Genomic DNA, 11,534 nt, shown 5'->3' on the forward strand with positions numbered 1-11,534 from the left:
ACCTTTTATTCTTTTAAATCATGAAAGTATACAATTAAATAATAGAATCATAAACCCTATCATTATGAGGCTGGTTAAGATTATTTCTTTCAATACCGTTACTCCTTTTTTGCAAAAAGATAAAATATCTTATTTAATTCAACAACAAATGCCACTATTCTAAATCCCGACGCATCATTTTAGAATTCGCAATGAACAATGCACTAATTAATACAAAGATTGCACAGGCATATAACAATAAATCTAACGGACTATCGTGATCTATAATGATGAGACGCACAATAGCTGTTATACCTATATATATAAAATATCGTAATGGAAAATGAAAATTCATTTGAAAATACTTTATAATCATTACGATGAATTCAAAGTACAAAAAGAATACAACGATACTATCAATTAAATGATAACTAGATTCATTACTATCCAATTTCATTTCTTGTATAAACTGAATGACTTCTTTCATAAGAAACACACTTAGAACAACCCCTAAGCAAATTAAAGCTACATTTAAAATGTACTGCAAAACGATAGGGAAATACGAAAACACTATTTTAAAATTCTTTAACACAAACATTTTTCTCCTTTACCATATAAAACGAAAAGCGAACATACACTACAATTCATTTATCATTATATTGAAATTTTATTATTACAAATAATAAGGAACGACAAAATAGGTAATAAGATTCCACCTATTTTGTCTATATAGCAGCACAACGAAATTAAAATTAATTACTTCAATGCAATTGGTTGTTGTTGTGTCACACAATGAATCATACCGCCGTTTTTATACAACTCTCTCACATCAATACCGACTACTTTACGATCTGGGTATAACTTCTGAATCGTATCGTTTGCAATTTTATCATTCGGATCATTATAATTAGGCACTAATACAACTGTATTTCCGATATAATAATTGATATACGATCCCTTATAATCGAGAGTTTTTCCATTTTCTAAAGCAACCTTTTCTTTACTAAGCGGCAAGTATTCATACTTATATTTCTGTCCTGAAGCATTTTTGGCATCTAACAATGTATCCATATCTTTATTAGATAAACCCCATTCAGCTAGGTCATCTTCTTTCATCGTTACAATGGTAGATTTATTATGGAATTTAGCAAATCCATCAATATGAAAGTCCGTAATATCTAAATTAGGTACTCCGTCTAACCAAATAAAGTTTGATACCCCAAGGTCACTTATATATTTTTCAATTTCCTTTTCTGATAAATCAGGATTTCTATTTTTATTCGTTACCGCACTTCGAGTTAATAAAGCAGTCCCATTGCTGTCTAATTCAATTGCGCCGCCTTCAAGGACAAATTTCCCCCAATCAATTCTTTCAATTCCTGATTGTTTACTAACATTCTTACGTATTTGAGCATCATTTTTATAAGGTGTCTTCTTCCCCCAACCATTAAATGCTGGATCTAATATTTTGAGATTTTTGTTGCTGTCATAAACAAAAATTGGTCCACTATCCCTTGCCCATACATCATCAGTAGGCGCGATAAAGAAATCAATCTTCTCCATATTTAACCCTTCATCTGTTAAAAGCTTATTGATTCTCTCCTTTTCTTCCTGGTCATATGCAACAATGTGAACTTTCTCACCCTCAGTTAAAGCACTTGCCATCTTAACCCAAATAGGTTCAACTTCCTGCTTATACTCTTCACCATATGTGTATTCATGTGGCCATTGCAGCCATGTACCTTCATGTTTATCTTTTTCATCTGGCATCGTATATTTCCCAGCATTTTTCTGTACCTCTACTTTTTCTCCTTCTTTCCCTTTAACATTTTCATTGTTACCCTCAAAAGAGCATCCACTAATAATCGTTGTAGATAATGTAGCTATTAAACAAAACTTTATTGCTTTTTTCATTTTTCCAACCTCCTGTTCTTGTCTCCAATACTGTAAAGCTTCACATAGTGTGAAGCTCAAGCTTTTTTATCAATGTAAAAATTACCAATTGTTCTTTGCATTACTTATCATTTAACTACCTATTTAGATTTATTCAAATGCCAATCACCTTTTTTACCTATTTATCCCGCCATTTGTGGGCAGTAAGACCCCCACCTCAAAATTCAGCGAAAGCAAAGAAGTTAGGTGGGGCCCTGCTGATTAAAGTTTCACTTTATTCAGTAAGTAAAACTTTACAAAATAAAAAAATCGGTATTGATAATTACATATCAATACCGATTTTTTTATAATTACTTTCCTTCTATTAAATCATTCGCCATTTTCCTAAATTCTTGATTAAATGCGTCATTCATACCATTTTGGACGTTAGAAAATAATATGACAAACGTTCGTTTATCCCAGTTAAAATTATTAAAAGTGTTCCAGCCAGCTAATACACCGTGGTTATGATAATAATCTGGGTAAATATAGAAACTAAATCCATATTTTCTTGCAGGTGATGCAGAAAACATATCTGATACACTTTGTTTAGAAAGTAGTTTACCATCCATAATAGCTTCATCTAATTTTTTCATATCTTCAACAGTCGTATACATTTCACCACAACCATACAGCCAGTTCATTTTTAAGCGCGGCGTGGCTATTAACTTATTATCTTTTTTCGTATACCCTTCTGCTAAGAAAATATCTTCTGGAAGTGTTGCGCCCATTCCAGATTCATTCATTTCAACGGGAGTCAAAATATTTTCTTTCACATATTCAGCAAGTGGTTTATTCGATATTTTTTCTACAATATATGCAAGCACCATATAATTATAATCTGTATATTTCCATCCTGTCCCTGCTGGAAATTGTAACGTTTGTGCCCCAATCCACGTTACTAATTTTAACCGTGATGCTGCGTCAACACTACCTTGTCCCTGTTCTGGTAATCCAGACGTATGTGTTAACAAGTTTCGTAACGTAATATTTTTATCTGCTGGAAACGATGGGATATATTTATTTACATTGTCTTCAATGTTCAACTTCCCTTTTTCTTTTAGTTGCATAATAGATATTGCAACAACTGTTTTCGTAATAGACCCAATGCGATATTTCGTTCTTGGCGTTGTTAATACTTGATCTTTCACATTCGCATAACCGTAGCCTTTTCGTAAAATCACATGACCTTTACTTGCTACAAGAACACTTCCATTAAATCCTTTATCTTTTAAGTACTGATCTAGTTTTCCAGCTGCAATTTCATAACGCTTTTTCTCATTCGCATCAATTTCCTGCTTAACATCTTTTTGCTTACTATTTACATTAGAAAATGCCTTTGCATCATATTTTTTTCCTTTATTTGCATGTATTAGTGTAACAATACTTCCACAAAAAACTGCAAAAATAAAGAAAACGATTAACCATTTCTTTAACATACTAGGAACCCTCTTTTATCTAGTTTCACTTAACGTACATCCATTCTATTTTATATCTTTTAATTATCAAGTATATTATAATATTATTTAATATTCACTCTGTTAAAACTAGATTCCTTTTTCTCATTTTCAATTTTGACTACTCTCTATTGTATTTCTTTCTTGCAAAATTTCCAACATACAATCGGATGCATTACACTATAATTTCAAATTCTTTTGTAACATTTGTTACATACTAAAAAGAATGGAGATGTAATATGAAAAACACCGATAAACGCAATCGTTTAGATGATAAGATGTTTCATTATCGGATAACAAAAAATAACATGGTATTAATTGAATATTACGGAAAACAGATTATGGTATTAAAAGGAAATGATGCTGAAAAATTTTTAAATAAAATAAATCATGCAAATAACGATAAAGAAAAACAGCTAATTATGGCTAAAATTACAGGTAATTTCAAAAGAGGTAATGAACGAAATTGAAAACGAATCTCATTTACATTTTGATTATACAACAAATAAAAAAAGAAATGTCGCTCATTCAACATTTCTTTAGACTTTCTTCATAAAAAATTTACATTGCTAACATTCCTTCATTTTCTATACTCCCTATATAAGCTAACCGCTGAAATAGTTAGTAATACAACTATGCATAACCACGCATACGTATATCCCTTCTTATCTACAATATAACCAAATAAAGCAGGCGCAGCAATAATGGCAATTTGATTTAATGTAAGTGCAAAACTCACTGTCATCCCTACCGATTCTTCACTTGCTGATTCCGCAACTTCAGTTATGAAAAGGCTAAACCATCCAATTGCAAAGAACCCTAACAATGCACTTACACCATACAATACATTCGTTATTGTATGTATGCTCATTACTAATATTAGAATGAAGAAAATAGAAATACAAACAGTTATAAATAAGAGGGTACGCCTATTCTCCTTATAAAATAAATCACTAGTAGCTGCTAATATAACCCTACCAACCATTCCAGAAAAGAACATAACGGAAAATACTTTTCCAGCTAAAATTGGCGTGATTGATTGTTCCAATACTAAAAATTTTATAAAGTGCGCAACTAACACCATTTGCAATGAAATCATACAAATGCCAGTTATATAAATTGCATATAACTCTTTTTTACACATCACTTCTTTTAACTGCATCCAAAAAGAAAGTTTACTACGTTCTTGTTTAACTTTCTCTTGAATATATGGTTCCTTATAAAATATAAAAAATAAAAACCCTCCAATTATACAAATACATGCAATACTATTTACCGCATAGGCCATATTATATTTTATTGTAAGAAACGGGATCAATACTCCCGCTAATGTACCACCAATCGGTATACCGGCTTGTCTAACCCCCATCGCTAACCCGCGATTTTCTTTTGAGAACCACTTCATTATCACCTTACTTCCTCCTGGCTGCGAAACACTATAAAACGTTCCTACTAATAAAAGTACAAAGAGTAACCCATTAAATCCATTGACCATATTAGTCAGTAAAAACGAACCTCCTAGTAAAAATGAACTTATCGAAATTAACAACTTTTCATTGTATTGATCAAGTAGCCGCCCGACAAAAAGCATACAAAATAGCGGTCCTATATTTACAACACTTACTAACAATCCAATCTCCGTATTCGTAAGTGCATATTCTTCTTTCCAAAATAAAGCAAACGCTCCAACACCATACGTTATAAGTGTCGCTGTTGTTTGAGCAACCGTCGCAAAAATTAACATAACCCACTTATAAGTACTATTTACCCTTTCTTCCATTAACACAATAATCCCTCCATCCCCTTCCATTGTATGAAAGTTCTGATATCATATAAAATAAAGATTTATCATGTAATTCATCAAAAAAAATGATACCTTTTCTGGAGGGATGATACTTGGATATAAAAGATTTAACTGTATTTTACGAAGTTGCGAAAGAAAAAAACATATCTCACGCAGCTAAAAATTTAAACTATGTACAGTCTGGCGTAACAATGCGTATGAAGCAACTAGAAAACGAATTAGGTGTGCCTTTATTTTACCGAAACGGAAAAGGTGTAACTTTAACTTCTAATGGTGAGATTTTATTAACATACGCCAAACAAATTATCTACTTAATGGATCAATCTGTTAAAGCAGTTCAAAGTAATGGGATCGAACCAAGAGGCACTTTAAAAATTGGATGTACAGAATCTACAACCGCTGTAAGACTTCCATCTATATTAACGGCCTATTATGAGAAATACTCAAAAGTCGAATTGATTTTAGAATCAAATACGACGGAACAATTGATTAGGCTTGTACTAGAACGAAAACTGGACGGAGCGTTTATAGCTGGCTCTACTCAGCATGCTGAACTTCATACAAATATATTTCGTGAAGAAGAATTAGTTCTCATTAGCAAAAAGCCTTTATCTTCCTTTAAAGACATAGGAGACATGAATTTACTTGCATTTAGTCATGGGTGCTATTATAGAAATTTATTAGAAGATTGGCTTCAAGAAGAAGGAATTTCACCTAAGCGAGTATTAGAGTTTGGAACAATTGAAGCGATTCTCGCATGTGTAAAATCAGGTATGGGCATAGCAATTATGATGAAGTCTATTTTAAATGGTCATCAACATGACGTATCATTCAACCCTTTACCAAATAGCTTCAAAAAAGTTCCTACTACTTTTATTACTAGAAAAGATATATATCACTCTGCTGCATTACAAAAATTTATGGAGATGACTCGCAATGCGTGAAAAGAAAATACGTGGTATGAAACGAAAAACAAACACTATGATAAAGCGAATTGAGGAACATACAAAAACATTCCCTTCTACTTTCTATAACGATGAATATTGGAATATGCTATTGCCAGTTTCGCAAGCTTTTATTGCCTCTCGTAAAACACCTAGAAAAGTAAAACGATTATGTATTCAAACCTTATTAAATCAAGCAAATCATTTAATAAATATGAAACCGAGCGATACACATACATATCGAGTTGTTGTTTTGATTCCTATAAATAATTTGTGGGATTCGCAAATCATTACATTTAAAAATGAGGACTACTTTCATAATTTCTTTAATAGAAATAGTGAATTTCAAAAATGGATTCTTCTTTCAAATGAAATTGATTTTTGGGAGACATGGGAAATTTCAGTTTGTCATACCTTCAAAACGCTTCACTTTCAAGAAATTATTTATGATGTAGATGAATGCTATGAAAAAGAGATTCTGTTTATCGGAGAGTTAAATTAAAAAGGGTATACCTAAAACACTGGTATACCCTTTTCCACTTATTTTTCCTTCAATACACTATGTAATCGATCCGGATAATTTGTAAACATTCCTGTAGCACCCCATTTGATTAACAGTCTCATATCTGGTTTCTCATTAATTGTATAAGGGTGAATTAACAGTCCATTTTTCCTAGCCATTTTCATATATGACTCATCAATAATTAGTTCCCCGTTATCATTACGTAAGTTTGGTCCAATACCAGCTGCATACTTTTTAATTTCTTGAAAATCATCATTTGTTACACTTTTCGGTTCATGTGTAATGCCAGACCATTCAACAATTTCATTGTTTTCATTTGGATAATACCAAAGCAATTGAACTAACGGAATATTTTCATTCATACTATGAATCTTTTTCAAACTATCTTTACTAAATGATTGAATCATAACACGGCTAGAAGACATGTTTTGGCCTACTAAATTATATTTTTGTAACAACGCCAACAATTTCTCTTCCATTCCTGGATACACATCTGGTGATTTTGTTTCAATATAATACTTCATACTTCTTCCATACTTTTGGAAGATTTCTTCAAGAGTTGGAACCTTTTGCCCAACATACTCTTGCTTAGCCTTTTCTGGATACGCTTTATTAAACCATGATCCAGCATCTAAACTCTTTATTTCACTTAACGTTTTATCGCGTACTTCGCCTGTTCCATTTGTAGTGCGATCAACTGCTGTATCATGCATTGCAATTAATTGGCCATCCTTTGTTAATTGAATGTCTAACTCTAAATAATCCGCTTTCATTTTTTTCACTAAATCATAAGAAGCAAAAGTATGCTCAGGTGCATGTCCACTTGCTCCGCGATGTGCAATATTTAAAAACTTATTCGTATTCCATTCATGCTTTCCTTCTGCTTTCGCATGAACAGCTCCCCCAGCAAAGATGCTCCCCGTCATAAAGAAAATAACTAAAACGCTAATAATCTTTCTCATCCTTCTAACCCTTCCTACGTTGCAAATTTCAACAAGCTAATGAGATTTACACGAAATAGAAGACACACTTTCAATATTTTTATAAACCTATATTAAAATTCCAATCTTACAAATATACTTTCTCTATATTATTAATATAGAAAACTAGTATTATCCTATTTAATTCCTATAGCCCTCCTTTTCACATGTAACTCCCTATTTTGTACGGTTCATTCAATAAAAAAAGCCATAAATTATTTAGGCTACACTCCTGTGTCCCTAAATAAATTTATGGCTTTTCTCAAATATCTCCGGCCTCTATTAACTTGTCGAATTTAATCATATCAAACCTATTGAAATTTGTGAATATTTTTTTCAGTAGAGTGAAGCACATAAAACAATATTTCTGTAGTTACTTAAAAATCACATAATAAATTTCTCATTACCTCTTCCAATACTATATCTGGATTTACTACCGTTTTTTCCGAACGCCATCCGATAAAGCCATCTGGTCTAATTAATACAGCACCTCCATTCTCTATACCATATAATTTGCTAAAAATATCTTCTGGAACAACAAAGTCTCCACTTAAGCCAACACGATACCCTTTTATATTTATTCCTAATTTAGCTGAAACAGCATGTGCTGCCTCAGCCCAAGAACTATTTTCTACTCCTGTAAGTAATACAAAACTGTTACCGAATAAGTCTAATGTAGAAACTTTCTTCCCTTCATACGTTCCCCATAAATGTGGCGCGCGCGTTCCAGGTCTTCCGTTCAACTCTATGCTATCCATTCTATGCGGAGTGACTGAATCATCTATAATTGCCTCTGAACAATACTGATATCCAACTGTAACAGCTAAACCATCCATATTATTCAAACTGCCTTCCTCTCTATTCGCAGCACGAAACAGTAAACTACTTGCATAAGCTGTCGTTAATTTTGCAACAGAGTGTCTCTCTTCATGATATGTTTCTAACAATTTTGGTTTTGCCTTCCCTTTTATAACAGCCGCTAATTTCCAAGCTAAGTTATGCGCATCTTGTATTCCTGTATTTGAACCAAATCCGCCTGTTGGCGGCATAATATGTGCTGAATCTCCAACTAGAAAGACTCGATTTCCTTGAAATTTCATTGCTGTACTTTCGGCCGCTTCCCACGGTAAAACACTTAATATTTCTGACTCAACATTTGTACTTCCAATTGCTATTTCAATAATTTGTTTACAACGTTCCATCGTGAAATCCTCTGGTCCCTCTCCTTTTAATGGATCGTAGGCTACATGGTAAATCCATTTTTTTACGTTATCTACTGGGATCAGTGCACCAAGAACCTCTGGATGAAGTACCATAGAAAAACCGAATGCGTCTCCTTGTATAAACTCACTTAAGTCTGCTTCAAAATAAATATTCATATAATAGCCACCAATGGTTCCACGCCCCTCAGTTTTAATCCCTAACTGCTCACGTATTTTACTTTTCGCTCCATCTGCTGCAATTACATAGTCACAATGTATGACACTTTCTTTTTCTGTTTCACGATTTCGAATCTTTGCTTTTACCCCGTTTTCATTTTGTTCAAATGAAACTAATTCATGATAAAAAGATAGTTGCCCGCCTAATGTTTTCGCTTCTTGTAACATCATCTCTTCTAAAATAATTTGATAACATGCAGTTTGTTTTGATGGACTAATCTTTTCTATTTTTTGAAGTAACTCTTCATCGTTTCTGTATTGCGTCGCTCTCATTTGTTCCAATTCTTCTTTATTCGCCTCAGCTATTGTATGAACCGCTATTCTTCCTCGGCAGTTCTCTAATGCTTTACCTGCCAATTTAATTCTTTTTTCCAAGCCTAATTCTCGAAATAACTCCATTGTACGTAAAGTAAGACCGCCTGCTTTCGGATGAATGGCAGTAGACGGATGCCTTTCAATAAGTAAGTACTCAATGTTATGTTTTGCAAGAAATAACGCAGACGCTAACCCAGATAATCCCCCTCCAACAATTAAAACTGGTACATAATTCGATTTCATATATTTCCCCTCCAAATCATTGTTCTGAGCTCAGTGACATAAATATAATCAAAAAAAACATTAAAATATAGACTTATATTTCATTTTGAATTATCATGTAGATAGATTACGCCCCAAAATTCCTTTTACCTTTTCATACATCTATAATCCACCTGAATTGTGTCTGTATGAAAGTGTAAAACAAAAGAACGTACTTTACGTTGAACCATGTTCTATCGTAAAATTCAAAAATAATACAAACATTATAAGCGGTCGTAACCTTATGGATTATACAAGGTTACGACCGCTTATTTTATTGTTACATCATTTTTTGTTTTTAAAACCTCATCTATTGTGTTATGTAGTCCTTCCAATCCCTTTTCTATCTCCCTATAATTTTCAACAATAAAAAATTCATTCGTCTCGATTTTCTTTCTCAATATTGCACCTCATACAACAATCATGTAGCATTACCGTATCGAAGTAATGGTTCATCATCTTAAACCTTTCGACTAATTACCTGGAGGCAAAGTGATTGAAATGAATAAACAAGAACAATTAAATATTATAAAGAAAGATTTTATTGATTCTCAAAAAGTATTATTGGCAATTGGTGATGAAACGCGTCAAGCTATTTTATTAGTGCTAATGGAAACGGAATGTCAAACAGGATTACGTGTAGGAGAAATCACGAAGCAAACACACCTTTCCCGTCCAGCAGTATCACATCACCTTAAGATTTTACGAGAAGCTGGCATTATTTTAATGAGAAAAGAAGGTACAAAGAATTTTTATTATATTGATATACGTACAAAATTAGGTTTATTAAAAAATCTTGTATTAGATATTGAGAAGCTATTGCAAAACTTTTATTAAAACTTGGAGGTATAAGAAATGAAAGCAATGATAATTGATAGATATGGAAAAGTCCCAATGCGTATGGCAGAGGTACCTACTCCTGAAATTAATGAGTATGAAGTGCTCGCAGAAATTCATGCAGCTAGTATTAACCCAATTGATTTTAAAATACGCGACGGAAAAGTAAAAATGTTACTGAAATATGAAATGCCTCTAATCCTTGGGAATGACTTTTCCGGTGTCATCACGAAGGTTGGATCAAAAGTGACTCGTTTTAAAGTCGGTGATGAAATATATGCTCGTCCAAGAAAAAATAAGATTGGTACTTTCGCGGAGTATATAGCCATTCATGAAGATGATATTGCTTTAAAACCAAAAAATCTAAGTTTTGAGGAAGCGGCTTCGATTCCACTCGTTGGCTTAACTTCCTATCAAGCTTTACATGACATCATGCAATTACAAAAAGGACAAAAGATTTTAATTCACGCTGGATCCGGTGGTGTTGGTACTTTCGCTATTCAGCTAGCAAAAATAATGGGTGCTACTGTTACAACGACTGCTAGTGAAGCTGGTGCAAATTTAGTAACGTCTCTTGGCGCAGATGAAATTATTAATTACAAAACAGAAAAATTTGAAGATATACTAAAAAATTATGATGCGGTATTTGATACAATCGGCGGTGCAACACTTGAAAAATCATTCAATATTATAAAAAGCGGAGGAAACATTGTTTCCGTTTCAGGTATGCCGAATGCTCGCTTCGGTAAAGAATTTGGTTCAGGATTCTTTAAAACTCTCTTATTTTCATTAGCCAGTAAAAAACTTACTGCACTTGAAAAAAAGCATAATGCTCAATATTCATTTTTATTTATGAAGCCAAGCGGGGATCAATTACGTACTATTGCAAACTATATTGAAGCCGGAAAAATTAAACCGGTAATCGATCGAGTTTTCCCTTTTGAAGATGCGCAAAAAGCAATGGAATATTCAGAGTCTGGAAGAGCAAAAGGAAAAATAATTGTAAAAATTAAATAATAATAAAACCTCCATTTTCTTAAAATGGAGGTTTTAAATTTGCTGT

Annotated in this window: 12 protein-coding genes; 5 read left to right on the forward strand and 7 right to left on the reverse strand. The window is 32.8% G+C overall.

What is annotated here, in order from left to right:
• Positions 1-154 precede the first annotated feature (154 nt).
• From psiE to MR112_RS23530, 3 genes are all read right to left on the reverse strand, one after another.
• Positions 155-571: a phosphate-starvation-inducible protein PsiE gene (gene psiE / locus MR112_RS23520; RefSeq protein WP_006923430.1), complete on the reverse strand. Its 417-nt coding sequence runs from the start codon at positions 569-571 to the stop codon at positions 155-157.
• Positions 572-735: 164 nt separating this feature from the next.
• On the reverse strand, positions 736-1,893 hold the full coding sequence (locus MR112_RS23525; protein ID WP_016080772.1) for an agmatine deiminase family protein: 1,158 nt from the start codon (positions 1,891-1,893) through the stop codon (positions 736-738).
• A 329-nt stretch (positions 1,894-2,222) separates the two neighbouring features.
• Positions 2,223-3,350 (reverse strand): serine hydrolase domain-containing protein, encoded by a 1,128-nt coding sequence (locus MR112_RS23530; RefSeq protein ID WP_000915192.1) that lies wholly within the window; start codon positions 3,348-3,350, stop codon positions 2,223-2,225.
• Positions 3,351-3,607: 257 nt separating this feature from the next.
• Between MR112_RS23530 and MR112_RS23535 the strand changes: the two genes are divergently transcribed.
• Positions 3,608-3,838 carry a hypothetical protein gene (locus MR112_RS23535; protein WP_000798794.1) on the forward strand — a complete coding sequence of 77 codons (231 nt, stop codon included), beginning with the start codon at positions 3,608-3,610 and terminating at the stop codon, positions 3,836-3,838.
• A gap of 110 nt (positions 3,839-3,948) precedes the next feature.
• Here MR112_RS23535 and MR112_RS23540 read toward each other — a convergent pair whose 3' ends face one another.
• Positions 3,949-5,178 (reverse strand): MFS transporter, encoded by a 1,230-nt coding sequence (locus tag MR112_RS23540; protein WP_130055599.1) that lies wholly within the window; start codon positions 5,176-5,178, stop codon positions 3,949-3,951.
• 86 nt (positions 5,179-5,264) lie between these two features.
• Between MR112_RS23540 and MR112_RS23545 the strand changes: the two genes are divergently transcribed.
• Together MR112_RS23545 and MR112_RS23550 are read left to right on the forward strand one after the other, a co-directional pair.
• Positions 5,265-6,116 carry a LysR family transcriptional regulator gene (locus tag MR112_RS23545; RefSeq protein ID WP_071741082.1) on the forward strand — a complete coding sequence of 284 codons (852 nt, stop codon included), beginning with the start codon at positions 5,265-5,267 and terminating at the stop codon, positions 6,114-6,116.
• Complete coding sequence (locus tag MR112_RS23550; protein WP_074554901.1) at positions 6,109-6,618, forward strand: DUF3916 domain-containing protein; 510 nt, start codon at positions 6,109-6,111, stop codon at positions 6,616-6,618. The genes MR112_RS23545 and MR112_RS23550 overlap by 8 nt, the downstream gene beginning before the upstream one ends.
• A 38-nt stretch (positions 6,619-6,656) precedes the next feature.
• Here the strand turns inward: MR112_RS23550 and MR112_RS23555 are convergent, their stop codons facing one another.
• The 3 genes from MR112_RS23555 to MR112_RS28830 form a co-directional block, all read right to left on the reverse strand.
• Entirely contained in the window at positions 6,657-7,601 is a 945-nt protein-coding gene (locus MR112_RS23555; RefSeq protein ID WP_001226340.1) for a glycerophosphodiester phosphodiesterase, read from the reverse strand.
• A gap of 395 nt (positions 7,602-7,996) precedes the next feature.
• Positions 7,997-9,616, reverse strand: coding sequence for an FAD-dependent oxidoreductase (locus MR112_RS23560; protein WP_098214410.1), 1,620 nt, complete (start codon positions 9,614-9,616; stop codon positions 7,997-7,999).
• A gap of 287 nt (positions 9,617-9,903) precedes the next feature.
• A complete protein-coding gene (locus MR112_RS28830) occupies positions 9,904-10,035 on the reverse strand; it encodes a hypothetical protein (protein ID WP_001227549.1) in 132 nt (43 codons plus the stop codon).
• 91 nt (positions 10,036-10,126) lie between these two features.
• Between MR112_RS28830 and MR112_RS23565 the strand changes: the two genes are divergently transcribed.
• Both MR112_RS23565 and MR112_RS23570 read left to right on the forward strand, forming a co-directional pair.
• Entirely contained in the window at positions 10,127-10,471 is a 345-nt protein-coding gene (locus tag MR112_RS23565; RefSeq protein ID WP_000571870.1) for an ArsR/SmtB family transcription factor, read from the forward strand.
• Between the two features lie 18 nt (positions 10,472-10,489).
• A complete protein-coding gene (locus MR112_RS23570; RefSeq protein WP_000646442.1) occupies positions 10,490-11,488 on the forward strand; it encodes an NADP-dependent oxidoreductase in 999 nt (332 codons plus the stop codon).
• Positions 11,489-11,534: the final 46 nt, after the last annotated feature.

Source organism: Bacillus cereus group sp. BfR-BA-01330, from assembly GCF_022663885.1.
Lineage (GTDB): Bacteria > Bacillota > Bacilli > Bacillales > Bacillaceae_G > Bacillus_A > Bacillus_A cereus.

Excerpts from the sequence above, each read along its gene's own strand:
- MR112_RS23550 (WP_074554901.1), top strand. The coding sequence starts at position 6,109 with ATGCGTGAAAAGAAAATACGTGGTATGAAACGAAAAACAAACACTATG.
- MR112_RS23530 (WP_000915192.1), bottom strand. The coding sequence starts at position 3,350 with ATGTTAAAGAAATGGTTAATCGTTTTCTTTATTTTTGCAGTTTTTTGT.
- MR112_RS23525 (WP_016080772.1), bottom strand. The coding sequence starts at position 1,893 with ATGAAAAAAGCAATAAAGTTTTGTTTAATAGCTACATTATCTACAACG.
- MR112_RS23540 (WP_130055599.1), bottom strand. The coding sequence starts at position 5,178 with ATGGAAGGGGATGGAGGGATTATTGTGTTAATGGAAGAAAGGGTAAAT.
- MR112_RS23555 (WP_001226340.1), bottom strand. The coding sequence starts at position 7,601 with ATGAGAAAGATTATTAGCGTTTTAGTTATTTTCTTTATGACGGGGAGC.
- MR112_RS23535 (WP_000798794.1), top strand. The coding sequence starts at position 3,608 with ATGAAAAACACCGATAAACGCAATCGTTTAGATGATAAGATGTTTCAT.
- MR112_RS23560 (WP_098214410.1), bottom strand. The coding sequence starts at position 9,616 with ATGAAATCGAATTATGTACCAGTTTTAATTGTTGGAGGGGGATTATCT.
- MR112_RS23570 (WP_000646442.1), top strand. The coding sequence starts at position 10,490 with ATGAAAGCAATGATAATTGATAGATATGGAAAAGTCCCAATGCGTATG.